Annotated in this window: 26 protein-coding genes and 2 pseudogenes; 14 read left to right on the forward strand and 14 right to left on the reverse strand. The window is 64.0% G+C overall.

Going from position 1 to position 24,833, the window contains the following annotated elements; genetic code table 11:
- Positions 1-5: 5 nt before the first annotated feature.
- The 6 genes and pseudogenes from ACYCO6_RS18270 to ACYCO6_RS18295 all read left to right on the forward strand — a co-directional run.
- Positions 6-611, forward strand: a complete 606-nt coding sequence (locus tag ACYCO6_RS18270; RefSeq protein ID WP_459761932.1) for a helix-turn-helix domain-containing protein — start codon at positions 6-8, stop codon at positions 609-611.
- Between the two features lie 868 nt (positions 612-1,479).
- Positions 1,480-2,949 carry an MFS transporter gene (locus ACYCO6_RS18275; RefSeq protein ID WP_459761934.1) on the forward strand — a complete coding sequence of 490 codons (1,470 nt, stop codon included), beginning with the start codon at positions 1,480-1,482 and terminating at the stop codon, positions 2,947-2,949.
- A gap of 1,171 nt (positions 2,950-4,120) precedes the next feature.
- Positions 4,121-4,918: a hypothetical protein gene (locus ACYCO6_RS18280; protein ID WP_459761936.1), complete on the forward strand. Its 798-nt coding sequence runs from the start codon at positions 4,121-4,123 to the stop codon at positions 4,916-4,918.
- Between the two features lie 94 nt (positions 4,919-5,012).
- Entirely contained in the window at positions 5,013-5,564 is a 552-nt protein-coding gene (locus tag ACYCO6_RS18285; RefSeq protein WP_459761938.1) for an RES family NAD+ phosphorylase, read from the forward strand.
- 83 nt (positions 5,565-5,647) lie between these two features.
- A complete protein-coding gene (locus ACYCO6_RS18290) occupies positions 5,648-5,785 on the forward strand; it encodes a hypothetical protein (RefSeq protein ID WP_459773888.1) in 138 nt (45 codons plus the stop codon).
- Positions 5,764-5,946, forward strand: a pseudogene (locus ACYCO6_RS18295) (integrase core domain-containing protein); the annotation flags it as partial. The gene ACYCO6_RS18290 and the pseudogene ACYCO6_RS18295, both read left to right, overlap by 22 nt.
- Here ACYCO6_RS18295 and ACYCO6_RS18300 read toward each other — a convergent pair.
- Both ACYCO6_RS18300 and ACYCO6_RS18305 read right to left on the reverse strand, forming a co-directional pair.
- Positions 5,875-6,063, reverse strand: a complete 189-nt coding sequence (locus ACYCO6_RS18300; RefSeq protein ID WP_459773889.1) for a hypothetical protein — start codon at positions 6,061-6,063, stop codon at positions 5,875-5,877. The pseudogene ACYCO6_RS18295 and the gene ACYCO6_RS18300 overlap by 72 nt on opposite strands.
- Positions 6,064-6,530: 467 nt before the next feature.
- Positions 6,531-6,791: pseudogene (locus ACYCO6_RS18305) on the reverse strand (transposase); the annotation flags it as partial.
- A gap of 119 nt (positions 6,792-6,910) precedes the next feature.
- On the opposite strand from ACYCO6_RS18305, the gene ACYCO6_RS18310 reads away from it, so the two are divergent.
- Together ACYCO6_RS18310 and ACYCO6_RS18315 are read left to right on the forward strand one after the other, a co-directional pair.
- Entirely contained in the window at positions 6,911-7,111 is a 201-nt protein-coding gene (locus ACYCO6_RS18310; RefSeq protein ID WP_459761940.1) for a hypothetical protein, read from the forward strand.
- Positions 7,108-7,332: a hypothetical protein gene (locus ACYCO6_RS18315; protein WP_459761942.1), complete on the forward strand. Its 225-nt coding sequence runs from the start codon at positions 7,108-7,110 to the stop codon at positions 7,330-7,332. Before ACYCO6_RS18310 ends, ACYCO6_RS18315 begins: the two co-directional genes overlap by 4 nt.
- 640 nt (positions 7,333-7,972) lie before the next feature.
- Here the strand turns inward: ACYCO6_RS18315 and ACYCO6_RS18320 are convergent.
- Complete coding sequence (locus tag ACYCO6_RS18320; RefSeq protein ID WP_459761944.1) at positions 7,973-8,245, reverse strand: hypothetical protein; 273 nt, start codon at positions 8,243-8,245, stop codon at positions 7,973-7,975.
- 287 nt (positions 8,246-8,532) lie between these two features.
- Here ACYCO6_RS18320 and ACYCO6_RS18325 point away from each other — a divergent pair, with 287 nt between their 5' ends.
- A complete protein-coding gene (locus ACYCO6_RS18325) occupies positions 8,533-9,027 on the forward strand; it encodes a Ros/MucR family transcriptional regulator (protein WP_459761946.1) in 495 nt (164 codons plus the stop codon).
- A 223-nt stretch (positions 9,028-9,250) separates the two neighbouring features.
- Here ACYCO6_RS18325 and ACYCO6_RS18330 read toward each other — a convergent pair whose 3' ends face one another.
- Together ACYCO6_RS18330 and ACYCO6_RS18335 are read right to left on the reverse strand one after the other, a co-directional pair.
- Positions 9,251-9,904, reverse strand: coding sequence for a hypothetical protein (locus ACYCO6_RS18330; protein ID WP_459761948.1), 654 nt, complete (start codon positions 9,902-9,904; stop codon positions 9,251-9,253).
- A gap of 26 nt (positions 9,905-9,930) precedes the next feature.
- Complete coding sequence (locus ACYCO6_RS18335; RefSeq protein WP_459761950.1) at positions 9,931-10,314, reverse strand: hypothetical protein; 384 nt, start codon at positions 10,312-10,314, stop codon at positions 9,931-9,933.
- Positions 10,315-11,288: 974 nt separating this feature from the next.
- Between ACYCO6_RS18335 and ACYCO6_RS18340 the strand changes: the two genes are divergently transcribed.
- Positions 11,289-11,891: a disulfide bond formation protein B gene (locus ACYCO6_RS18340; RefSeq protein ID WP_459761952.1), complete on the forward strand. Its 603-nt coding sequence runs from the start codon at positions 11,289-11,291 to the stop codon at positions 11,889-11,891.
- Between the two features lie 125 nt (positions 11,892-12,016).
- On the opposite strand, the gene ACYCO6_RS18345 is transcribed toward ACYCO6_RS18340, so the two are convergent.
- The 7 genes from ACYCO6_RS18345 to ACYCO6_RS18375 all read right to left on the reverse strand — a co-directional run bounded on the left by ACYCO6_RS18345 (position 12,017) and on the right by ACYCO6_RS18375 (position 17,246).
- The gene (locus ACYCO6_RS18345; RefSeq protein WP_459761954.1) at positions 12,017-12,703 is read right to left on the reverse strand and encodes a site-specific integrase; all 687 of its coding nucleotides are present in this window, start codon (positions 12,701-12,703) and stop codon (positions 12,017-12,019) included.
- A gap of 64 nt (positions 12,704-12,767) precedes the next feature.
- Positions 12,768-13,637 carry an IS21-like element helper ATPase IstB gene (gene istB / locus ACYCO6_RS18350; protein ID WP_459761956.1) on the reverse strand — a complete coding sequence of 290 codons (870 nt, stop codon included), beginning with the start codon at positions 13,635-13,637 and terminating at the stop codon, positions 12,768-12,770.
- Positions 13,634-14,899, reverse strand: a complete 1,266-nt coding sequence (gene istA, locus ACYCO6_RS18355) for an IS21 family transposase (protein ID WP_459761958.1) — start codon at positions 14,897-14,899, stop codon at positions 13,634-13,636. Before istA ends, istB begins: the two co-directional genes overlap by 4 nt.
- An 85-nt stretch (positions 14,900-14,984) precedes the next feature.
- Complete coding sequence (locus tag ACYCO6_RS18360; protein WP_459761960.1) at positions 14,985-15,236, reverse strand: site-specific integrase; 252 nt, start codon at positions 15,234-15,236, stop codon at positions 14,985-14,987.
- A gap of 101 nt (positions 15,237-15,337) precedes the next feature.
- Positions 15,338-15,892, reverse strand: coding sequence for a hypothetical protein (locus tag ACYCO6_RS18365; RefSeq protein ID WP_459761962.1), 555 nt, complete (start codon positions 15,890-15,892; stop codon positions 15,338-15,340).
- A gap of 518 nt (positions 15,893-16,410) precedes the next feature.
- A complete protein-coding gene (locus tag ACYCO6_RS18370) occupies positions 16,411-16,677 on the reverse strand; it encodes a hypothetical protein (RefSeq protein ID WP_459761964.1) in 267 nt (88 codons plus the stop codon).
- A gap of 350 nt (positions 16,678-17,027) precedes the next feature.
- Positions 17,028-17,246, reverse strand: a complete 219-nt coding sequence (locus ACYCO6_RS18375; protein WP_459761966.1) for a hypothetical protein — start codon at positions 17,244-17,246, stop codon at positions 17,028-17,030.
- A 462-nt stretch (positions 17,247-17,708) separates the two neighbouring features.
- Here ACYCO6_RS18375 and ACYCO6_RS18380 point away from each other — a divergent pair, with 462 nt between their 5' ends.
- The gene (locus tag ACYCO6_RS18380; protein ID WP_459761968.1) at positions 17,709-18,257 is read left to right on the forward strand and encodes a GlcG/HbpS family heme-binding protein; all 549 of its coding nucleotides are present in this window, start codon (positions 17,709-17,711) and stop codon (positions 18,255-18,257) included.
- 244 nt (positions 18,258-18,501) lie between these two features.
- Here the strand turns inward: ACYCO6_RS18380 and ACYCO6_RS18385 are convergent, their stop codons facing one another.
- On the reverse strand, positions 18,502-19,746 hold the full coding sequence (locus ACYCO6_RS18385; protein WP_459761970.1) for a capsule biosynthesis protein: 1,245 nt from the start codon (positions 19,744-19,746) through the stop codon (positions 18,502-18,504).
- 331 nt (positions 19,747-20,077) lie between these two features.
- A complete protein-coding gene (locus ACYCO6_RS18390; protein ID WP_459761972.1) occupies positions 20,078-21,178 on the reverse strand; it encodes a methyltransferase domain-containing protein in 1,101 nt (366 codons plus the stop codon).
- A gap of 653 nt (positions 21,179-21,831) precedes the next feature.
- On the opposite strand from ACYCO6_RS18390, the gene ACYCO6_RS18395 reads away from it, so the two are divergent.
- The 3 genes from ACYCO6_RS18395 (at position 21,832) to ACYCO6_RS18405 (ending at position 24,829) form a co-directional block, all read left to right on the forward strand.
- A complete protein-coding gene (locus ACYCO6_RS18395; protein WP_459761974.1) occupies positions 21,832-22,659 on the forward strand; it encodes a WcbI family polysaccharide biosynthesis putative acetyltransferase in 828 nt (275 codons plus the stop codon).
- Between the two features lie 131 nt (positions 22,660-22,790).
- Entirely contained in the window at positions 22,791-24,584 is a 1,794-nt protein-coding gene (locus ACYCO6_RS18400) for an HAD-IIIC family phosphatase (protein ID WP_459761976.1), read from the forward strand.
- On the forward strand, positions 24,581-24,829 hold the full coding sequence (locus tag ACYCO6_RS18405; RefSeq protein WP_459761978.1) for an acyl carrier protein: 249 nt from the start codon (positions 24,581-24,583) through the stop codon (positions 24,827-24,829). Before ACYCO6_RS18400 ends, ACYCO6_RS18405 begins: the two co-directional genes overlap by 4 nt.
- Positions 24,830-24,833: the final 4 nt, after the last annotated feature.

Below are 24,833 nucleotides of genomic sequence, written 5' to 3' on the forward strand. Positions count from 1 at the left end.
GTCAGATGCTGAACACCGCGTCCAACGCGCCTCTCGATGAGAGACGGACTCTCGAGAAGGCTCTAGGCCATCAAATCCGTCTACTCCGGCGTGAGCGCGATCTTTCGGTGGCCGATTTGGGCGCGGCGGCCGGCATATCGCCTGGCATGGTTTCGAAGATGGAGAATGGGCAAATATCTCCCTCGCTTTCGTCGATCAGCGCGATCGCCAGCGCGCTCAACGTACCCATTACGGCTTTGTTTTCGGCCTTCGAGGAAAATCGGGATTGCTCCTACGTCAAACGCGAACAGGGTGTGGTCATAGAGCGCAGCGGAACGAAAGTTGGGCACGTTTACGAATTGCTTGGTGCTAGTTTGCGAGGTGAGCTTGTCATAGAGCCTTACCTGATTACCTTGAAAGAAGACGCTGAGGCCTACACCAGCTTCCGCCATTCGGGCGTTGAGTTCATTTATATGCTAACGGGGGAAGTGGTGTACCGACATGCTAATCAAGATTACCATCTGGAGCCGGGCGATTCGCTCATGTTCGACTCGGGAGCCTTGCATGGACCTGCGAAATTGGTCAAAACGCCAATGACGTATCTTTCGATTATTGCCTACCCTAGAAGATAATTAGCACACCCGGGTTACGTCGCGCGTGCAAGAATCCCGGCAATCATAAGATAGTGCCTCGACAACATGAGCAGGGATCGATGCTGGCTAGCATTTGCCTAAAAGATTGGGCGCGTAGCGTGGAAATTTCGATTAGTTGGGCTGAATGCTTGATCCGCTGGTGTGATGTGGCAGACTTCAGTCTCGGTGAGGCGAGGCCGAAAGATCCAGGTGCGGGGCGGCATGCCGAACGCGCGTCTGTAGTTTCTCATGGGCTGTTCTGGCACCGGCCGGGCACACGCGGTTCGGCCGCATCTCGTATCGGGCTTCACCCCATGTGCAGTTTGGATTTCGCTGATTCCCTCAGTGAAAGGAACGGAATGATCTTAAGTGATCGAGCCGCCAGGAGCTGATCGAGCCGGTGCTGCGGCTGGAGCGTCCGGGGAAGCGTCGTGAGCCTCTTCCAAGCCGCCGCAATGGGCCGCGCGAAGGCGAAGCCTGGCAGGGTCAAGCCAGGTTCAAAGGGCATAGGCGCGGCTGAGCCACGATCCCGATGAGCTCGCCGCGCAACGTCCCTGCCGCTGCTCCGGCTCCGGCGGCGACCTGCTCAGGGCTCTTGAAGCCGAGGCCCGTGATTTCTCGGTTCCGTTCTACACGAGGCGCAGCCGGAGGCACTTGTTCGCGCCGATCAGACAAACGGCCCGCCGCGCTTCCTTCTCTCGGGCTCTCGGGTTCACAGGACAGGGTAGTACGCATATGCCGCAGAGCGCGATGCCGTCGCGCGATCGCGGCGAGCAGCGGCACGACATTGCCACCCGCCACGCCCGTGTACCGGTTTCCTCCGACCGTTTCAGCCTGCCGTACCCATCGTGGTGGGTCCGATCTAAGAATGGCGCCGATGGACCTACCTCTGCGGCGGGTGTTTCCGCCCATCCTGCTCCCAACCTTCCTCGCCGTAGTGGACGGCACCATCGTCACGGCAGCGCTGCCTACCATGGCCGGTGCGTTCGGCGACGTGGAGCGGGTGTCCTGGGTGGTCGTGTCCTACCTAGTCGCCAGCACGGTGGCGGCGCCTGTCTACGGCCGGCTTGGAGACGCCCTCGGTCGGCGCCGCCTGCTACTGACGGCTCTGGCGCTGTTCGTCGCGGCGTCCGCACTGTGCGCTTCGGCAGAAGGCATCTTGTCGCTGACGGGGGCACGCGTGCTGCAGGGCTTCGGCGGCGGTGGCCTGATGGTGCTGAGCCAGGCGCTGCTGGCCGAGAACGTACCGCGCCACCAGCTCGGCCGGGCTCAAGGCGTCATGGCCGCGGTTATCGTGGCTTCATCCACTTTCGGGCCGGTGGCGGGCGGGGCTCTGACGCAGGCCTTCGGATGGCGTTCGGTGTTCCTGGTGAACCTGCCGCTCGGGTTGCTGGCCATGCTGCTGGCTATGCGGCTACCCGGACGTGGCGGCAGCGGCGACCGTGGCAGGTTCGATTGGCCGGGCCTGCTACTGTTCGCCGGGTCGGTGGTGCCGCTGCTCTTGGCGCTGGAGGAATTGCAACGCGTCGAGCCCACCACGCTGCTCCGCGCGCTGGGCGAGATCGGGCTGTCACTGCTCTGCCTCGTCTTGCTGGGGCGGCAAGAGCGGCGAGCGAGGCAGCCGCTGTTTCCATTGGACTTGCTCCGCCGCCCCGCCATGTGGCGGGCGAACGCCATGGCCGCCTGCTCTGGCGCATTGATGGTCAGCGAAGCAACGATCCTGCCGATCCATCTGCGTGCCGTGGATGGCGCCTCGGCCGGCCAGATCGGTCTGATGATGCTGCCACTGACGACGACGGTGGGGCTGGGCTCGCTGATCACCGGGCGACTGATCTCGCGCACCGGGCGCGTCGCCATCTTCCCTGCGGCCGGGCAGACGGCGGCGGCGCTGGGCTTGCTGGTCGTGGCGTTTGGAGGCGGCCACGCCGGCGCGGTGCTCGGCCCGTGGGGTCTGCCGGCGATGCTGGCGCTCGTGGCCGTTTTCCAGGGTTCGGCAATGCCGGTCGCTCAGATCACGATGCAATCCCAGGCCCCACCCGCCATGCTGGGGGCCGCATCGGCATCCGTGCAATTGTCGCGGTCGGTCGGCTCGGCGATTGGTGTCACCATGGCGATCGGGGTACTGTTTGTGACGCTGGGCCGACGAGGCGGGATAGCCGATGCGTTCACCGATGCGGTGCGACACGGCCCCGCCTTCCTGGCGAACTTGCCCGAGGCACAACGCGCCGTGGCAGAGGCCGACATCGCCAACAGCTTTTCCGCCGCTTTTCTGGCCATCACAGCCTTCGCTGTAGTGAACGCTGTGCTTGCTTGGACCCTTCCGCTGCGGCGATTGTAATGTAGAACAGCGGCCATGGCAGCTGCGGTCGATCATCAGCGGCCTGGCGGGAAGGCCTATGCACCGAGGTTGAGTTCGATCGCGACAGCCGGCCCGGGGCGCGGCGCGTCGGGCTGTCGGGTGGCATACACCCACTTGTCATCAAAGCTGGCAGACTTTGACCCCATCAAAACCTCCCGCCTTGCCGTTCTGAGGTCTGTTCAGACGTGAGAAGCGGACCTGACAGCGGCAGCCACGACATCAGCAGGTACGGGCACAGCCACCATGCAGTAGCGTCGCAAACGGCCCGGTCCAAAATATCCCGATCAGGTCAGCTTGCCAAAGACCGCTGCAGGGCCAAAAACCCATCTTGCATTTCTCAAGGAGAATGGTACTTTCCTTTTGGGATCGGAGGCCGTGTTGGGCGCGGCGGATTTCTAGATTTCCTGCAACGACTTGGGAGGGTCGACCAGTGGCTGTGAAGTTGTTGTCGCCCGAGTTCCCTCACACCGTCATCGTCCCCTGTACCGACGAAACGATTCCGGAGCGCCTGTCTCACGCGTGGCTGCTCGGATCCTGCGGTAAGGATTGGACGTGGGGGCGGGCAGGCTTGGAACAGTTGCGGTTCTCCTTCAAGCGCGAGACGGACAGCGCCAAGTTCCGGCTCCGCACGCTCGCTGAACGCCGGCCACCCGCTGTCTTGGCGGACCAGGGATAGCTTGTGGCGTAGGCCGCCCTCCGGATTACCCTAGCCCACGGGACGGCGCCTCGGGCGGCAGCTAATCACTGACCCGCGCTGCAGCGGTCCGGCTCTCAACGGGTCGTGGAAGCGAGCAGGTCGTTGCGTGGGGGCGCCAGAGGCTGCATTGGCTCATGCGCGCATGGCCGCATGTGCGAATGGCACCATTCGGCGCCCTCCCCTCGAGCACGTAAGTCCAGCGGAACTGTAGAGATTGCGGCCCTGGGCCAAGCCGGCGCCATAAAAGAGGAGACCTCGGGCTGCGCCTCCCTTCCCCTGTCCTCCCCTTCCCTATCGGCTCTCAGGCAGCGTGCGAGTGCCGACAGTCAAAGCCTCGCCGAGTCTGTGACGACCGCGAAAAAGGACAGGGCTGCGACCGGTCGACGGCCTTGATGAATTTGACGAACTTGACCAACTTGACAAGCGGCCACATATCGGGTCTAGGAGAGACCGATGGCTCACGCTCGCGAACAGGATCGGCCCTCAGCGCCGCAGGGTGAGCGCGGTCAGAAGCGGATAGTGGTGCACACGAGTGCCGGCAAGGCCGCGGCCTCTAAGGCGAACCCCGACGTCGCCGAGGTGCCGGTCTCCGAGACGCGCTTCAAGCGGATCGCTGGTAAGAGCCAATACCTTCGCAAGCTGGTGGCGAACTACGCCGACAGCGTGGCTACCGCCGTCCGGACGGGACAGCCCACGACCGTGGTCCTCCGGGTCCTGCCGTCCGGCGAGATTGCGCCTGTTGACTTGTCGGAGAGTGCCGCTGCGGGCCTGGCTGTCTCGAGGCCTGCCGTCTCGGGACCGGCCGTCGCGGCCGCGCCCACGATCGCCGCGTCCGAGCAGCGCGACGCGCTCGACATCGCCCTGGCCGCGGCCAAGGCGCGTGGACAGGCGAAAGTCGCCGAGATCCTCAAGGGCGAGGACATGCTGACCGCCCGCGAGTTCGGTCCGCTGATCGGCGCGTCCCACGAGACTGTCCGCGTCAAGCGCGAACGGTTCGAGCTCCTTGGGCTGGAAGGCGCGACCCGCGGCGTGCGGTATCCGCGCTGGCAGGTGACCGACGACGGTCTGCCTCTGCCTGGCCTGCCCCAGCTCTTCGCCGTCCTAGGTCCGCAGCCCTGGACCGTCCACCGCTTCCTGCGCACCGCCCACGCGGAGCTCGGCGGTCGCACGGCGCTTGAAGCCTTGAAGGCGGGGCAAGTCGAGGCCGTCCTGGGCGCAGCCCGGAACCAGGTCGCCGGCCACTTCGCCTGACATGACGGCGTCTGCTCCGCCGGCGCCGGCCGTCTCCCCGGCCCCGGCGACTTCGGCCTTTCCGGGGGCGGCCTTGGCCGGGCGCCCTCTGGTCTTGAGAACGCTTCCCGTCGGCCAGGTCTGGCGGCGCCTGTACGAGACCCGCTATCCCGACCCCCTGGGCACGGGTCCCGGCCTCAGCCGCTTCAGCGACCCCGCAGGTCGAGCGTTCGAGCTGATCTACCTCGGTTCGAGCGCGAAGGTGTGCTTCGTCGAGACCATCCTGCGCGATCGTGCCGATGGCCGCGGCGCCGATTGCATCATCGATCAGGCCGAGATTGACAGCCGCACGTTGGCTAGCATCCGGGTGAAGGAGCCTCTCCGACTGGTCGATCTGACGGGCGACGGTCCGCTGAGGATGGGCGTGCCGTCGGACGTCGCCGGCGCGCGCGACCAGACTGAGGCTCGAGCCTACTCGGCGGCCTTCTACGCACACTCTGACCAGCCCGACGGCGTGTACTATCCGTCCCGGCTCAACGAGGAGCGCTGCATCGCCCTCCACGGGCGGGCGGCCGGCAAGCTCGAGGGCATCGCGACACCGCGCCTCGTGGATTGCCGCACGGAGCTCGCGGCTATCTTGGTCGACCTTGATATCGCGGTCATCTGAACGGCCCTGTGGCCGAGCTGTCGGCCTCAGGGCATCGCGAGAAATGGCCCCCTGGGCGCCCGCGGAGCCCCAGGGAGTACAGGATGGCGCGAGAGACGTCCATGGGCGTTCACGGGGCAATTCTGCGCCAGATCGAGGTTCAGATCGCACAGGGGAAGGGCTTGGCCCTTGCCTGCAAGGAGGCAGCTATTCCCGAGCAGAGCTACGGGACGACTGTCTAAGCCAGGAGGCCTTTTACTCCCTATGAGAAGCGCAGGCCGTGATCGGCCTCTGGCAAAATACCGACAACTGCGCCAGGCCGCACTCATCCTTAGGCAATCGGCCGCCCGCGCCCGTCACGTTCCCGGATCTGGCGCTTGAGGAGGGCGTGGAGCTTGTCTGACATCGTGCAGCTGTAGTCGCCGGATAAGGGCCCGACAATCTGGCCGGCTTGAGCCGCGGTATTGGCGCCCTCGTTCTTCGAGCCGGTCTCCGGGAGTTGCTCTGGGACCGTGGTCATCGGGAACTACTCAGGTGCGCCAGCGCACAAGAGAGTCAAGCTTCACCGCTCATTCCGAGAGGTAATGAGCCTTAGCAGGTTGCTTGCTACGGCGCCCAAGCCTAGAAATGCACTGCGGGACGGCGACGTGTCGCCGTCCCGCAGCCCTTCTTGGGCGTTTCCTCCCTAGACTTCGGGCCGCTCCTTGAGGGCGGCTTTTTCTTGTCTAGGGATGCGGTTCGTAGCCGGACTCAGCCTCAGCGGCAAGCAGGATCATGCGGCGTCCACTGACGTGTGGCGATTTAGTGCACAGTGAGGGCCGACAGAGGCTGCTCAACACCTCGCCGAGTGCAGTGCGGCGGTGAGGAGCGGCCAGCATGGTGCCCGTGCGGCACGGCCTCGGATCCGGGCTGGATGTCTCAACCGAAGGTGCTTGAATGTAACGTCAGGGCGCCCGTGGTGATCGTGTCCAGTTCAACAGATGTGTAGTTGGCCTGCCGGAGCTCGCGGTTCTCCCGCTCCAGCGCCTTGATCCGCTCGCGCTCGTCCGTCGTTGGTCCGACCCGTATGCCCCGGTCGCGCTCGGCTTGGCAGACCCGGCTCCTGAGCGTCTCGCCCGAGCCGCCGATCTTGGCCGCGATCGACTGGATTGCAGCCCAGTACGAGCCGTGCTGGCTCTCCTGCTCCCGGATAAGCCGGACCGCCCGTTCGCGGACCTCAGGGGAAAACGGTGGGGTTCGCTTCGTCATGGCTCCAGTCTCTTAAGAGTTGGAGCCTCCGAAAATCTCGGGGCGGTTCACTGGACGGCGACGGGCCGGCCATGCGGCTGTGCCTTGACCGGTTATGCCCGCCGCGCCGGGACCGCCATGTGCCGTTCGCCCTGCCGCCAATCACCAGTGTGGCCGATGCCGTGAAGGCCAGTGCCGCCTTCGTGACCGCGGTCGCTGACGGCGAACTCACCCCCCCTCCCGAGACCGCCGAGTTGGGTAAGCTGATTGAGACCGTCCTGCGCGGGATCGAAGTGACCGACGTTCAGGACCGCCTTGCCCGCCCGGAGGCCACCGCATGAGGACGCTCACCGAGCGCCTGCGCAGGATTGGGGGCCGACGCGCCAAGTCTGTCCTCCACTCGCGGCCAGCCAAGGCAGAGCGTGATGCCGCGGTAGCGGCCATGCTGGCCCGCCCCGGCGCCAGGGGTGCTGCTCTCGCCGCCGCGGCTGCCGAGCCCAACACGATGGTCCGCGAGCGCTCCCGGGCATTCATCGAAGCATTCTGGATGGCAAATACGTGAGAACCACAGGCCTGACCAAGCGGCGCGCCCGCATCGAGGCTGGCCGCCGCACTGGCGCGCCAGCCGTCCTCCTCTCGGACCGTCCTATGGACGATTTGGTCCGGAGATGACGGACGACGATTGGGCCGCGCAGTTCGTCACCGAGCACTGAAGCGACACCGCTCGATTTAACCTTGGCCGTAATCAAAGCATCAAGAGCGGCGTAGCATTATCTCCGGGGTGTTCCTGGAGGCAGTGCAGCCATGGCTCTCACAGGTCGGTTCTGGTTCCGCAGAACCTGGTCAGGCAAAGTCGTCTTGCTGGTCGAGGAAGAGAAGCGCCGCTGGCTTCGAAAGGGTGGCGGACCCAAGCTGTTCTGGCGCGATGCAACGCTTCTGGATCTGGCGGAGCCACCCCTACGTGCACTGATGACGCTGGAGCGAACCTATCGCGCCGAGTACGCGCCATCATCGGCTCGGGAGGTGCAGGCTATCCATCCTGCCTCAGCGAACAAATCGTCTGCTGCCATACTCAGGAATGTCCTGAGTTAGCCCCCTCCTGGCCAAAGGACATCGAGGCCGTCTGTTAAAGGGAGGACCCGGTACTCAGGTCACGCGCCAGCACGAGCCACTCCAATGCGTGATCCTGCGAGGCTGGCTCCTCACCGATCGCCGATCAAAGGACTCGCGTCTAACCATACGCTCTGGTTCTGCCGGGAGAGCTGGTGGAGCGCGTTCCCGACAAAGCCGGCCGCTCGACGCAGGCTGACACCCCCGCAAGTAGCCGCGATCCGCACCCCGAGTTGGCGCATGTGGCTGCGGCCGTAGAGGTAGACGGCCAGTCGCGCCCGAGTGGCTTCTGGGATGCCGTCGAGTTGCTCGGGCAGGGCCTTCGGGGCTGCATGATAGAGTTGGCGGAGCGTATCGAGCGGCACCGGACAATCCCTGGCCGACACCTCAACGCTGGCGGGATAGGCTCGGTTCATGGCGGCACCTGTGGGCTGACCACGAGTAAGGTGCCGAAAACATGGTTAACGAAATATTAAGCCTAGGCTGCTTGCCTGAATTGTACCGATCTTCAGCCGCTACCTAGGGTGATGGCGGGAAGCTGTTTTGATCTTTGCCGCCGTCGATCTCGGTCAACATTTTTGATTTGGTGTAAATCGATAGTCCAACGCTGACTTAGGTAGGTGTCGCATAGATGAGATGAATAAAATTTGGGATGTGGCGAGCGCCGACTTCGTCCCCGCTGGCGTCCAATGTCGTCCCCGCCTACGTGTCGAACAATTCCGTCCGGCCTGTCGACGTCCCGGAGCTACTTAGCAGCGTTCACGCGGCGCTCACCGGGCTCGGAGAAGGCGGTGCGACCGAAGCCCGGGCCGCCCTAAACCTGACGCCGGCTCAAATCAGTAAGTCGATCAGGCACGACGCGCTGATCAGCTTCGAGGACGGCAAGCCCTACAAGACGCTGCGCCGTCACCTGACGATCAGGGGCCTCACACCCGAAGCTTACCGTGAGAAGTGGGATCTGCCGCGCGACTACCCGATGGTGGCGGCCAGCTACGCCGAGGCGCGCTCCGCGCTGGCCAAGAGCCTCGGCCTCGGTCAGCAGCGCAGGAAGGCAACTCCGAAGGCTGCTGTGGCCTCCGAGACCACCTCCGACAAGCCGAAGCGTGCCAGTCATCCGCGGAAGGCCAAGGCGGCTGCCGAAGCGTAGGTCGGTCCTGGCACGTGCCTTCCACCAAATCGACGCCGCAGAAACCCGCGCGGGTGCATGCCACGTCGTTTTATCCAGACGGAAAAGCTATGAAGCCCCCGATCCTGGCCGGAGGTTGGCAGCGCCTCAGGAGCTGGTACTCCTGAGGCGTTTGCTATCAGAAGCATCTCGCCTCTGAAGCGACGGTGTCACGGGTCAGCCTGTACGGTTTTTGAGCCTCAGTTCAGAGTGACCCGCCAGCGCTGGGGTAGGAGCGAACACGCTCCCGGCCGGGGGGCAAACCCACACCAGATGGAGCCCCGGCATCTGTCGCAACCGGCGGCGTCCACCCTTCTGCCCTCCAAGCACTGGCTTTTTGGTCGAGATCGACCGAACCATGCTGCTCCAGGATGTCCATCACCATCGGACCGCGTGCCTCGTCCGCGCGTACCGTGACGAGCGTACCACCGCGGCGGACCCCCTCGCCGTAAGCATGGGCATCCTTCTCGCTGACACCGGCACCGGTCAGTCCGCCAGCGAGGCCGCCAGCTGCTGCACCGATACCGGCTCCTGTCAGCGTGGCGACGAGCCAGCCTGCGGCGACAACCGGCCCGACACCGGGGATTGCGATCAGGCCGAGACCCGCGAGCAGACCCGCCGCTCCGCCAACCACAGTTCCGAGCGTCGCGCCTGTGCCGGTACCATCCTTGGCCTTCTCACGGGTGTCGTCACTCACATGGTGACGGTCGCCCCTTAGCAGATGGCTGTGGCGGTCTCCTTCGTTGTTGCTGACGATGCTGATGTCAGCGTGCGGGATCCCGCCAGCCTCGAGTTTGCTGACGGCGGTGCTCGCATCCTCGTAGCGGTCGAAGAGCGCGGTGATGGTCTGTTGGGCCATGGGAAATCTCCTCGGTGAGCTCTGGATCACTGCGCGGCGACGTTGCCCTTGAAATCGAGGCCGACGCTCACCTGCTGGCCGCCATGCGTGGCGGTGCCGCGCCAAATGCCGTCGGCATCCTTTTTGAGGTCCTTGGCATCCTTGAACCCGGCCTTGTCGAGCCGCGACCGGACCTCGCCTTCCGTGAAGCTGTTTGCGCCCTTCTCCAGCTTCGTGTTGGCGGTGCTCCCGGGGGCGGTGCTGTCCGGGGTCATCTTGTCGGTGTTGGGTCGCGTGACGCTCTGCTGACCGCCGGATTGCTGGCTGGTCTTCGCATCCGGCGAGGCGGGCGAACCTGTCGTCGTCGTTTGGGCGAGCGCGCCCGAGCCGAGCGTGCTCACGAGGAGGATGGCAGCGATAGGGATACGCATCACGGGCTCCGTCTGTCTAAGATGCTTGAAACACATCGACGCCGCTGTGCGTTCCAGAACGAGATTTTCGATGCTGATAGATTAGCCGATTAAGTGTGAGATGAGGCAGGCGTAGCCGTTGGCTGAAAATGGCTTTCAGCAGCGCAAAATATGCTATGCCGGATGCGTCTGCAGATACGACGGAATTTTTATGCTGTAGGTTCAGAAAAGCAGCAAAATTCTGGAACGCTGTCATCCAAGACACGTTCTTACAAGAACCTACTCACTGAGTGGCCACTGGAGGCATTCACCTGCCGGGGATCGTCGACCATCGTAGAGAGATCGAGATGGCCGCTCTGATCCAGGATCCGAGCGAGGCGGCGGGGGCTGTACCTTGCGCCAGATAGTGCTCACGATGCTGGCTCGACACTCGAAGCACCCGCGGACACCCATGCGACGCTCCTTCGCGCTCCTCGCCGCTCTGGCCACCCTCACCTGTCTTCCTACCGCAGGAGGCGCACAGAGCACGTCTGAGCTGCTTCGAAAGCCCGTTGCACGCACGCCCTCTGCCGGCGAGGAGGCTGCACCGGCTGTTGACCCTGCCGTGTTAGATCGCTGTCGACAGCGGGCAGACGATCAGAAGCTCAAGGAAGGGCCAGAACGGAAGGCTTTTATGGGGACCTGCGTCGCGCCTGAGGACTGAGCGTTGTAGATAAGTCGTGCTTCGCCCTGCTAAGCCGCAGTGCATCCTGCGAAACCGGGCCAAACTCCACCCCAGGTGAGGCGGCCGCTCGAGCCACAACATCCTTCTACGAGGGCCAGAGAAGGCAGTCCGTTGTGATGGTTCTGTGCTTCGCCACCATGATGGTGGCGCTATCAATTTTGCAACGCGGCGGCCGCAGGACGTCTCTAGCCGCATTTGCTATCAGTATGTTAATGTCATTGGGGCTATATTTATTTGAGATCTACAGCCCATCTCATGGCTTTCGCATGCCATGGCTGCAATGGTAGGTACATCGGTGCTTCAACCTAATATCAAAGGCGGAAAACTCATCGCCAAGTTGAGCAATCTAGGTCTTATCGGCTTGCTCTTAGTGCTTGCCGCCATTCTCACTGCAGCCATGGTTCTACAGTACGGATATGGTGAAATCCCCTGTGCGCTCTGTCTTCTGCAGCGCGTCGCCATGTTCGGCATCTGCTTTGGCCTGATACACCATCTCCAGTTGGAAAACGGGGCAAGGGGCGTCGGTCTTGCCCTCGTCTCTGCTGTCTTTTTGCTGTTCATCTCGGGGCGTCAAACCCTAATCGACATCTACCCACGGCCGGGTCATAGCTACGTCGGAAGTGCCGTGCTTGGACTTCACATGCCGGTCTGGTCGGTGCTGATCGCCCTGAGTATAATTTCGGCTCTGTCTATACAGATTGCTGTTGTCGGCGAGCTGCAGCTACGACGCGGTGATCTGTCCCCGAAAGTGGTGCGCATCGCTCGTTGGACAGGACTGTACGTTATCATGCTCAGCGTCATCAACGTCGTGTCTGTTTTTCTGCAATGCGGCTTTGACGCCTGTAAGACCGACAGTTATAGGCTGCTGGGGTAGAGCCTTTACCCGGCCCGATCAGACTGGCCGCGACGTCGGCAACGTTTCAGGAGCTTCCCGTTCAGGGGGCGTTCGCATTTTGATGCCTGATTTTCGCTCTTGTGGAACTCAGGTTTTGAGCCGAGCTACAGGAACCCGCTCCCCGAGTGTCCCTTGAAGGCGTTCGCCCTCCGGATGTAGCCGACCACCGTGCGAGGATCCCGGTGGCCAGACTGATCCATGATCCGGGCGAGATCGGCGCCGCGCTCGGCCGCCGTCGTGATGTACCCGGCCCGCAGCGAGTGAGCTCCGAAGGTCGAGGCCGGCGGCCGTGTACTTCTTGATGATGTCGGCCACGGCTTGGGTGGTCTGTCGCACGCCCTCCCCCTGCGAACGTTGCCCGACCGCGAGACCGGCCGGAACACTGGCCCGTCCGTGATGCCGGCGGCATCGTGCCATTCCCGCACGAGGGCGACGGGCCGGCTAAAGCGGCCATGCAGGATCGCTTTTTCTGAACCGCGGCCTTCCAGATCCGTCTTGCTCTTGCGGACCCGCACCCGCAGGCCCTCGGGATCCTCGACCAGATCCGCGACGTCGAGAGCGACCAACTCGGACCGGCGAAAGGCGCCCGCGATCCCGAGCGCCAGCAGGGCTCGGTCCCGCTTGCCGGTCAGGGTGTCAGGCGTGCGCATCAGTAGGGCCGCCAGAACCTCCGCGGTGGCGGCGGCCTTTTGTGTCGGGGCGGCGCCGACCTTGCGCCGCGCGCCCTTCATGGCCGGCGCGCATGCCCTCATACTGCGTGGGGTCAGGCAGGCCTGCCTGTCAACGGGCACCGAAGTCTCCGCAATTATGGGCATCGAAAATTCCCTGATCGGCGGGTTTGGTGGTCGACGGTGATCAGCCGGCGCTGTGATCGAGGGTCGCGCTCTTTGGTGGCCGGCCACGGCGGCGTGGAGGGGGCGGTGGGGTGATGAGTGCCTTCGAGCGGACGTGCTCGGGCACAAGTTCGCCATGCTGGCGCAGCCGGTAGCTCGCTCCTTCGATCTGAACGACGACGGCGTGATGAAGCAGGCGGTCCAGCAGAGCCGTGGCCACCACGGGATCGCCAAATACCTCTCCCCATTCGGCAAAGCCGCGGTTCGAGGTCAGGATCATCGCGCCCTTCTCGTAGCGCGCGTTGACGAGCTGGAAGAACAGGTTGCCCCCACCCGGAACGACGGGAAGGTACCCGATCTCGTCCACCACCAAGAGGGAGGCCCGACTGAGGTAGCGGATCCGCTCGCGCAACGCGCCGTCGCGCTCAGCTTTGGCCAGCGAAGCGATCAGATCAGCCAGCGTCGAGAACACGACGCTGCGCCCGGCCTTTACCGCCTCGACGGCAAGCGCCGTGGCGAGATGGCTCTTGCCGGTGCCGGGCGGGCCGAGGAGATGGACGACCTCGGCCCGATCGATGAAGGTCAGTTCCGCCAGCGCCATGATCCGCTCCCGGTCGAGGGAGGGCTGGAAAGCGAAGTCGAAGCCCGACAGCGTCTTGATCGTGGTCAGGCGTGCCACGAGCAGGGCGGTCTTCACCCGGCGGTTCTCGCGCAACGTCAGTTCTTCGGTCAGGATCTCGTCGAGGGCAGAGATGCCGTCGATCTCACCCTGTTCGATGCGCCGGATCGCGGCGTCGAGGACTTCCAGGGCGCGCGGCATGCGCAGGCCGACCAAGCTGCGCTTGATGCTGTCCAGGGTCGTGGTGGCATGGGAGGGGGCGGCGCGGGTCATGACCGGCCCTCGATCCCGGCGGCGAGCCGCTCGCCGACGGCCTGGTAGACCGACAGCGAGCGCCGGGCGACGTGATCGCCCCGGCAACCGATCGTCAGGCTGTCGGGATGGCCGTGCCGCATGGCCCGAGCGGCCGCGCCTTGTCGATGGTCGGGATCGACGCGGTACTGTCGCCGGCCCTCCAGGATCGGGTGGCTCGCCACGAGCCGGCCGCCGTCGAGGATACGGATCGTGTCGGGCAGCTGGTGCACCTCGACGACCCGCCGCGTCCGGTCCGGCACGCTGTAGTAGTTGCCGCCGATCGAGACGAGGCCGTCATGGCTGACGCGCCGTTCCAGCTTGAGCAGGGCATTGAAGGGCACGGCCGGCAGCGGCTGCAACTCGGGCTTCTCGGCGGCGAAGGCCTCCGAGACGATCCGCTGCGTGGTGCCGTGCAGGCGAACGTTGGCGACGGTGTCGAGCCAGACCTTGAGCTGGAGGTTCAGGTCGTCAAGGTTGCGGAATGAGCGGGCCAGGAAGAAGTCCTGGCGGATGTAGGAGAACGGCCGCTCGACCTTACCCTTGGTTTTGGCCCTGTAGGGGCGGCAGGCACGCGGCAGGAAGCCGTAGTGTTTGGCCAGCGCCAGCAGGGATCGGTTGTAGACGATGTGGCCGTCCGCTTCCTCGCCGGTGACCGCGGTCTTCATGCGGTCGTAGAGGATCTCGATCGGCACGCCGCCCATCGCGGCAAACGCCTGGATGTGACAGCGCAGCAGGGTCTGCAGGTCCTGATGCAGGACAAAGCGTGCCTCGATATGCCGGGAATGGCCGAGCACGAGCGAGAACAGCCAGACGATGCAGGTCGCGCCCGGTGTGTCCGTGAAGGAGACCTCGAAGCGGGCGAAGTCGACCTGCGCCTGCTGGCCGGCGGGCGTCTCGAAGCGAACCTCGTAGGGCTGGGCCTCGGGCGGCCGGATCGCGGCCACGAACCGCTTTACGGCGGTGTAGTCCCCCGTATAGCCGCGCTCCCGCAGCTCGCGGGTCAGGCGCACGGCGCTGAGATCAGGAAAGGCGGCGACGCGCTCGCGCAGATAGACGAGGTAGGGGGCGAGCTTGCTCGGGCGTCCGGCTTGGCGTGGACCGTAGGCGGGCGGTTCGAGGCCGCGCGCGATGTACTTGCGGACGGTCTTTGGATCGCGCCCGGTCCGGCGGGCGATGGCGGTGATCGACAGACCCTGGCGGTGCAGGTCGAGGATCATGAGGAGTTCTCCCAGCAGGACCATCCTCGTCGCTCCCGGCCGATACGCATCGGCGGGCATGATGGCGGAGGATGGATAAGCCCGGGGACGCGGGGTGCCCGCCGCGCACTCAGGCCAGGGCACCAACCAGGGAATTTTCGGTCCCCACAATCAGGGAGTATTCAACGCCCACTGACACTGCCAACGTGTGGGCATGCCGGATTGCCGCCATGCGGCGGCCGAGCGTCGAGGCGGCCCGCCCCTCCCCCGCCTCGTGGACGATGAAGCCAGCCACCGCCTCGGGGCTCGCCGGCAAGGAGCGAAATCCGTACCGGGCGCACCAGTTCTGAAACACCCGGGCGTCGGACGTGTAGGCCCGCACGGTCGCGTCGGCCTTCGAGGCGCGCTGGTTACGCGCGGACGAGCGCCGCGGCCTCGACCGGCAGCCCCGCCGCGACCTCCAGAGCTTCGGTGGTCCGGCTGTCAGGCATCGTCCTCGGGTGCGAACACCTCGCCCTCTTCCGTCAACCGCGCGTTACCCTCGTCGGCTCGCAGCTCGCTCAACGCGTGATGTTCGGAGAGCAACCGCCGCATCGTCCGATCCGCATCCGAGCAGTCGGCCGGCTCGGGAGAGGCAGGGGCGCAGGCCTCAATCGTCTCGGTGGTCTGCTGATCGACGGCGGCGCGCTCCTCTCGACTGAGCCCGGCCAGATCTCCGAGTCCAAGGTCGCGCGCGACGTGGGCTGCGATCTCCTCGCGCTTTGCGTGCAGAGCCAGGATGCGCGCCTCCGCCAGGTCCTCAGCGTCTTGACGCCCGACCTGCCGAGCGAGGGCGAGGCACCAGCCGCGCGGGAGCGATGCGCCGCGCACCCGCATCTTATCCGTGACGCTGGCCAGCACGAGTTGCCAATGCTCGGGGCACAACTCGGCGAGGGGCTTGCCCCGGCCCAGATTGCGTGCCGCCTGCTCGGCAGCCTCCCTCCATTCCGATGTGAGAGAGAGCGTCTCGGTTGGGATGACGATGGGTGCCTCAGACATGCCGAACCCCTCCAGCTGAACTCAGAGGATGCCAACGTCGGACGTTACCCTGCCAGCAGCGTCCTGGGACCAGCCAAGGCTTGGCAGCCCCGCTATAGCAAAGCTTTCGAGAATGGCCGATATCGCTGGCTGTGTGAGGATGATCACATCCGCATTGCGGCAGGAGGATCAACTAGCTGCAGCTGGGCGCGCTCCTGAGCCGTCCTCTGCGGAGCTGCACGAATGTCGACCATCCTTGCACCGGATCCCGTCGAGGTAAGAGACGCCGCATATCGACGAGCCGTCGCCCTCGCGAACGTCAGATGGTTCCGCGCGATGGCGTGGCGAGCACTTCGTGACAGAGGCCCGAATGCCGAGTTGCGCGCAGCAAACGCCCGCGCGGCTGCTCACATCGTTCTTCGTCAGGCGAAGCGCGAAGCGATGGTGGGCCGAATGGCCCACGAGTCGCTCGCAGCGGATCTGTAGGCTTTCTACGCCCGCTCCGCCCTCAGCGCCTCTTCCACGAGGCGGGGGTGAGGTCAGTGGCGCACGGGCGGCGCGACGCCCGTGAAAGATGCCATGCCGTCCACTTCCACCATCTCGGCGAAGGCCTCGTAGGCTTCCTGGTCCGTCGCGAAGGTCTCGTTCCAAGCCGTGCAGCCGCCAGACGATAAGTCGATCACGGCCAACGGCCAGGGATCCTGCGTACCGGCATAGCGGTAGATCTCGACATCGACGGTTTCACCGTCGCGGCCGAAAGAGCCGGACAGCGGCGAGTGCTCGAAGTCGCGGTCCTCGTCCTCCACGGTTGCCTCCCTCAGTCCGCCCGTCAGGGCCCTCGCGATGCCGAGCGCAGCCTTGGCGGGCGATTAGGTCCGGCTGTTCTCGTGCGCCTGCCTCAGCGCACGCAACTTCGCCGTCCGTTCGTCGACAGCTCGCCGATCCGCTTCGACCTCTGCCCAGACCCGCTCTGCGTTCTCCTGGCGGGCCGCTTCCCTTGCCTGCATAGTCTCGCGATGGCCTACGACGTGGCTCGGCAGTCCGGTCATGCGCTCTCCTCTCAATCTGTGGGCGAGAGAACTAGGGCGCTTTTTGAGATTGGCACGGCCGTATTGCCTTCAGCGCCTCTTCCATAACGCGGGGAGTGTGGCGTTTCTTACGCATCATGCGACCCGCTGACGAGGCGAAATCGGATCGGACGGCCGGCTATGGCTCCGCCGAGCCCCTCCGTTATCGGGATCGGAAAACAACTGGCTATCGCAGAGAGCGAGGCGGCCACGAATGCCTGCTGGTCGACATTGTTGCCGATCAGCCGTGCGTACGTGATCCGAGGCTTGCCCTGCAGGCTACCGTCGCGCTTGAGGGTGAAGAGCATGGTGACCTCGGATCCCGCCGCTTCGGGCGCGACTCTGGCCCTTCGCGCACAGGCGCCCAGAGCCGCCCAGAGATCGTTCAGTGTGTTCGCCGGCGCTGCTTGCGCGACCGATCCCACGAGAGTCAGTGCCAGCGCCGGCGCTACCGGCCTCACTTCAGGTCGCCCTTCGCCTTCAGGTGCTCGATGAGGAGCTTCACAGGCGGCCTCCCGTCATTGCGCACACAGTGCCCGCACGACTCCTCCGGATCAACGCTGGCAGCCGGTGGATCGCGGCGCGGTCGGGATGTGCGCGAGCCGGGCGAGCTGCGAGGATGCGGCCGCCCAGCCGTTTGCCTCGCTTCACCCTACGAAACCCCGACTCTGTCTCAGATCAGGCCGACCGGAATGGGCGTCTTGTCGGCATCGGCTTAGGTTCACCTCACGCGATGAGCCCGGCAGAGGCCAGCGCGCTGGAGGAGACATATGACGCCGTACTCCGTTCCCGTTCTGGCTCTGTGCCTTGCGCTGATTAGCGCACCGGCTCTGGCGCAATCGACCGAGCCTCCAAAGCCCGCGGGGCCGCCACAGGCGCCGGCTGGAGGAACGCCTGAGAAGATCCCTTTCGGTCTGCCTTACGGGGCCCCGGTCACCTATGAGCAGGCCAAGACGATCCTCGCAGCCGCGGAAGCCGAGGCGAAGAAGCGCGGCTGGCCGATGAACATCGCGGTCGTCGACACGCACGGCGAACTCGTCCATTTCGCCCGCCTCGATGGGGCGCAGCTCGCCTCGATCCGTATTTCGCAGAACAAGGCGCGCACAGCCGCGCGCTGGCGGCGCGAGAGCCGGGTGTTCTTCAACTTCTATGCCGCTGGTTCCAACTACTACGGTACCCTCGACCCCGATCTGGCGGCCTCGCCCGGTGGTATCCCGTTAGTGGCAGACGGCAAGGTCATAGGCGCGATTGGCTGCTCGGGCGGAACCGGAGATCAGGACGCGTTGATCTGCCAGATGGGGGCTGATGCGCTGAAGTAGATCAGAGGCCGTCACTTTGAGTGGCGCCTCTCTGCGCGAGCCGGGCGAGTTGCGGGTGTGGCCGTCCGGTTACTGCCGGGAAGCGCTGTTGCCGGTGCAAGGCGCGGCGGCCGCAAGTGGGCGCTGATCACGTAGGGCCCGCTTGCGGCCGCCGCATCTCAGAAGCCGAATCAGCGCTTAAGCCTGGACTTCGGCACCGACACCTCGGAGGACGGGCGGCGCGCCTCTGCAAGACGGCACGAGCTCAAGCAGTCATCATCTTTCGTGTGAACAGCGCCGCAGCAAATAGCACAGCGGCCCCAGCGGTAATCAGGCTGACCATAAGGATCCTCCGCGGCTCAGTGGAGGACTCGGCTTTTATCGGTGGGACGATTGGGCTTAGAAATTCGACCTGACGCGCCGCAATGATGCGTGCGCGTTCATTGGCTTTGCGCGCTAACTCGTAATACTTCTCAGCGACCTTCCGCTCGTTCTCGAGCGCCTCGAATTGCGTCAGGGCGCTGGAGAGCTGGCGCTTCTGCTCCGGAGCTTCACCGGCAGCCTCCCGCCGCATGCGAGCGATGTTATCGTCAAGGTTTGCGATCTGCTGCTTGATGTCGACGATGTGACGGGCTCCCGGACCAAGATCGCGTTGGCCGATCGCGAGCTGGACAGCGAGGTTTATCCGAGAGGCTCGCAACTGTGAGATCGTCGCGAGGTTCGCGTCGTTCGATTTCACCGCATCCAGCACACCCTCGCGGTTGCGCAACTCGGTCAGTGCCGTGTTGATTTTGGTGACTCGTTCCTCCGCGCGCTTTAGCTCTCGTCCACTCTCGGCCACGGCATCCTCACGCGCCCTCGCGCTGAGGCCGTTCACCATCTCATCGGTGGCCGTCAGGATGGCCTGTGCAATGGCCATGGATTCTGCTGGATCGAAAGCTTCGACTGACACGGACATAATTCCAGAGGCCGACTCGACGTCGACACCCACCATTTTTTTCCAGTAACGAAGACGCTTTTCGATGGGTTTGTCGGGATTGAGGCGGGATATGATGTCAATACTGTCACGGCTGAACCATTCGCGAATTGGCAGCTGCGCCTCGATCGTCTCCAGCATCGGACGGCTGTGGATGTATTCTTGGGTGATGAGGGTGTCCTGCGCGATCGTCGAGTTCACGACGCCAGCGTTCGTGCCTACCTCGTCCGGTGTCGCCTTATCGGCCATGCCTGTCGCCGGCCGGATCGCGAACTGAGTCTCCGTCACGTAGCGATCGGAGGCGATAAGCCCATAATACAGGCCTCCGGCCAGGGTCGGCAGCACGAAGCAGATCACGAACAGGATCGGGATCCAGGGATCGTCCCTGACGTGGCTCTGGTAGGAGCGGACGCCCTTCTTGCGATCTGCAACATTTGCAAAGCGCGTGACCTGCTGCAGGGCCTCGGTGATCGCCCTCTGGCGACTGGCGGCCTTCAGCGGCGTACCCCTGGCTTTCCGGAGCTCCATGTTCATCGTCTGCTTCTCGGCTTCAGCGGCTTCGGACGTGGTGTACCCCGGGGGCCCCGTTGCCGCGGAGCCAACGCCCTTGGCACCACTCACACCGGCAGACGGCAAAAGCATGTCCGCCTGCCTCCTGCAGCTCAGGTTCCAGGGCCGTGATGCGGCCAGGGATGAGAGGCCAGCGGCTCAGTGTGGCGGCCGTCCATAGCCTGACACCGACTTCACACGCCTGTCTCAGAGCCTCCGCGCGGCCTCGTGTGCCGACAGAGCGAGCATCGCTGAGCCGGCCACCGCCTCACGGCAGCGCGAACACTGCGCACCGCCGGCCGCGCGGGCGTCCGCGTCACTGCTCGGACTCAAGCACCTTCCGAGCCTCATTCAGCAGAACGTGGTGTTGTACAGAGGCCGGACCGCTATTCGGGATCGACCGGCTCGCCTCTGCAATCAGAGCCTTGAATTTTTTCCGGTCCAGTCCGCGCCGACCAGTGCTCGCGAGAGTTGCCGATAGGACGATTTGCGTTGCTTCCGTTCGAAATTCTGCTTCTGCGAGGCGATCAAGTAAGATTTTGTCGCCGGTTACTTCAACAACGACGCTCTCGGGTAGCTGTTTGACCTGTTCTGCCAGCTCGACGATCATCAAATTCATGAGTTCCTGCCGACACCTCTGTAGCTGGGCAGAAGTGAGCGCTTCTTTGCCCTTGCGCAGCCAGGCATAGAACTCAGTCGCCTCCGCCTCAGCGATCTCCTCGACGCGCAGATCGAGATAGCCCATCGCCGCGAGTTCCATGAGCATCAGGCGGAAGCTCGACGGCACGAACACCCAATTGTGGGCATCGATGTATTCTGGCCGCGCGGCGAGTTCGAGTTGCTGGCTGGCCTGATCGAACGAGCAGGCGATCACACCCTCGCGCCTGTCGGTGCCATGCCAGCCTGGCGCACCACCCTTGTGAACCGTCCGCATTACGTACTCGAAGTGAGTGCGTGTGTCGTGGCGGGTGCGCTTCTCCAGGAAGGCCGCCAGAGCGTCGCCCGTAGTTGAGGGATGCCGGTAGAAGTCGAAGCACTTCCGCTTGTCGGGTACGGCAAGAATGATGATCCCGTCGGGGCGGATCAGAGTCTCCGCGGCCTTCAGGAACGTCACGACGTCGGTGGTGTGCTCGATGACGTGGCTTGCGATGAACGCATCAAACGTTCCGTGCTGATCCGCTGGCACCGCATCGGCCAGGGAGCCGCCCTGCCAGACGAAATCAACCTCCTCGATCTGCGCCGTGTCGACCGCAATGTGGGCGCTGTACTTGGCGATGAGATCCTCGCGCGAGGCGTGGTCGATGACGAAGGTGTTCCAGCCGTCCCGCTTGGGCGCGAGCGGATTGAAGCTCGGCCCCACCTCGATGACGCGGGCATCCTTCGTGAGCGATCGTAGAAGGCGTTGTGTCCGTTCCATACCTGCCTGCTCTTAGTTGAGGCGCTGGCGTACATATAAGACGCACCTTAGGTCAGGGGCGCGTGAAGAGGCTTGCCGCGGGGAGCCGGGCAGCCATGCCATCGCGGCACGTTTGGTCCCGTCCATGCCGACGGGACAACGAACGCCTGGATCGACCAGCATAGCTCCCCGGCGCAGATTGCTTGGCAGCGAAGCGGGGCGCCTCACTGCGAGCACGAGAGAGGCGACGCGCCAGGCGGCTGAACAATCGAGATGCCATAATCCCACATCATGGGGCCGTGCTCGAGGCTTCTCCCGCGGAGGCCTTCAAGTGGCGCATGCAACTCTGAGGTAGCGCTCGGCGGCTGTCTTTGGTAGCTACCCTCCCGCACGGCGTATGTCCCGCCACGAACGTATCGGCAATCGTCTCGATATCTCCCCACAGAGAAATTAGGCTGGGGCGTCATCTAAATGAATGCGCGTAGATTGGCAATATCGTACATTGTGGCAGATAGAATGCAAATTCGCGTATCGTCAGGTCGCCCAGGAGTGGGATTTTTTCTTTCTGATGCGGGATATTGTGGTAAGTGAATTAAAAAATTTTATTTCATTTGTGCGTAGTTACATTTCTTGAGCTGGTGAAGGGTGGGGTTGGTGTCTTGAGCTTGGTAAGCATGAAGAAAGAAATCCGGAAACAGGTTTTGTTCGTTGGGAACTGCAATGCACATGATTTGTCCTTGGCATTCTCCGCCGTCGACGATCTGAGCGACGATTTCGAGTTTCACCATCTCGCATTGCACGCAACACCGAGCCCCTCTCCTGAGATCGCGAAAATCACGCAGGAGGCACATGCGGTATTCATTCAGAATATCGCCGAGGCCGAGAAATTCAGAGACGATCACGTTCCGAACCATGTTCAATGCTTCGGATATCCGAACCTCATGAGGCGGGCGCTTTGGCCGTTCGATGGCCTCGTCTATGGGCGTGATACGCTTGCAGAGGAGGATGCCGCGAAGGCGGGATACGTCCGGTTTCCCGATGGGCTTCTCGGCAAATTGAGAACAGAAATCCCGAATCCCGAAGAGCGGTTCGTCGCCTATCGTGATTTGAAGGTCCGTGGCATCAACAGGAACTTCTCGCGCCTTCTGGAGATGGAGGACGAGCTGCTGACGCATATTGACGGTGTCTATGGTTGTAGGCTCGGTCAGTTCGTGAAGGAGCGTACCAGGACGGACCAGCTCTTCCATTGGCTGGGCCATCCGAGCGGGCTCCTTTACGCCGCGTTGATGAACTATTGCTGCGAGAAGCTTCAGCTTCCCAGCGTGACCCCGCCGCTCTCGGTGATCGACGGCTGGTCGACGATGCAAGTCCCAATCCATCCCCTTGTCGCCGAGCAACTCGGCCTCGAATGGGCGAGTCCCGGCCGGCTCTACAATTACGCCCCGTTCGGGATCGTCACATGGGAGCAGTATGTAAGGTACTACATCAGGTTCCTCGGCTGACATTGAGAAGGCGCGGTATGAAAACCGAGGGTCTATACTGGCTTCCGACGCCTCCCGACGATTGGCGCAACCGTCTTTCGGACGCCTTAGCGGATGAGGACGTTGCTCACGCCTGGTCGAAGCTTGTCGCCATGGCGAGGACGAACCTCGACTTCGTCCAGAGCGCGCGGGTCAATGCGGCAGCCTGCAAGCTGTTTCCGAAGGAACCTCCTGCACACCTGACGACGCGGCCGGTGCGTCTTGCCGTTCTCGGGTCGGCGACGCAGTCGCATCTGTTCCCCGCTATTCGCGTCGCTGCCCTGCGCCGGGGCATCTGGCTCGCGCTTCACGAGCCTGATTACGGGCAGTACATGCAGGAACTCGAAGCTCCGAGCCCGGAGCTTCGCGCCTTCGGGCCCGACGCCGTCCTGTTCGCCCTGGACGCCCATCATCTCACGCAGGGCGCTCAAGGCCTCGCCGACCTCCAGGCCGCGGAAGACGCGGTTTGCCGGTCGGCGGACCGGCTTGAGCGCTGCTGGCGCGCCGCTCAGGACCGGCTCGGTTGCCGGGTGCTGCAACAGACCGTGCTGCCGATCTTCCCGGCCCTGTTCGGAAGCAACGAGCATCGCCTGCCCGGATCGAGGCACCGATATGTCGCGCGGCTGAACGCTCTGATCCGTGAACGCGCGGACGCTGCGGGCGTGGACCTCATTGCCGTCGACGACGGTGCCGCCCGTTACGGGATCGAAGCGTGGCACAATCCGATGCTCTGGCATCGCGCCAAGCAGGAGATCTCGCCGACGATGTCGCCGATCTACGGCGAACTGGTCGCTCGAGTCCTAGCCGCGCGGCAGGGGCTCACGGCCAAGTGTCTGGTGTTCGATCTCGACAACACCCTCTGGGGTGGGGTGGTCGGCGACGACGGGCTCGACGGCATCATCATCGGCAACGGCGACGCGCTCGGCGAGGCCTTCTTGGCCCTCCAGCGCTTCGGGCTCGATCAGGCCAAGCGCGGCATGCTCTTGGCCGTCTGCTCCAAGAACGACGAGGCGAACGCCCTCGCCCCCTTCGACAGCCATCCGGAGATGGCGTTGAAGCGCAGCGACATCGCCTGCTTCGTCGCGAACTGGGACGACAAGGCTGCCAACCTCCGTGAGATCGCCTGGCGCCTCAACATCGGCCTCGACAGCCTCGTCTTCGTCGACGACAACCCGTTCGAGCGCAATCTCGTCCGCGCCGCGTTGCCAATGGTCGCAGTGCCGGAGGTCCCGGAGGATCCGGCCCTGGTCCCGCAATGTCTCGCCGACACCGGCTATTTCGAGGGTGTGGTCCTGACGGCCGAGGACCGCGAACGCACCGCACAGTACCGGCAGAACGCCGAACGGGAGGCGGCTCTCGAAGGCGCAACCGACATAGCCTCGTATCTCCGAAGCCTGGAGATGACGCTGGAGTGGTCGCATTTCGACACTACGAACCTCACCCGCGTCGTGCAGCTCATCAACAAGACGAACCAGTTCAACCTGACGACCAAGCGCTACGGCGAGGAAGAGATCCGCGCGATCATGGCCGACCCCACCGCGGTCGGCCTCTCTTTCCGCCTCAAGGATCGCTTCGGAGACAACGGCATCATCGCCGTGATCATCGGCTTCAAGCGTGACGCCGACCTCGTTCTGGACACTTGGCTGATGAGCTGCCGTGTGCTCAAGCGACAGGTCGAGGAGGCGACGCTGGATGTGATTGCCGCCGAGGCTGAGCGCCTGAGAGCCACGGCGCTCGTCGGGGAATACCGGCCGACCCCGAAAAACGCCATGGTGCGTGATCACTACGAACGCCTCGGGTTCAGTGCCGTTGGCACAGCCGACGATGGTGCCACCCGCTGGCGCATCGACCTGCGCGGTCGCGACCGCCACGATTTTCCGATGCAACTCGTGAAGATGGACCGATGACGGACGACGCTATCTACGCTGGCCTGACCGAAATCTTTCGTGATTTCCTCGCCGACGATTCGATCGTGCTGAAGCCGGAGACGACGGCCGACGATGTCGAAGGTTGGGATTCGTCGAGCCATATCAACATCCTGCTGGCCGCCGAGGAGCGGTTCGGCATCCGGATGACGAGCGCCGAGATCGAGAAGCTGACGAGCATCGGTGCACTGGTCGGCCTGATCCAGTCCAAGAACCCCAACCTCTGAGGCC

The organism is Methylobacterium sp. CM6257 (assembly GCF_054611515.1).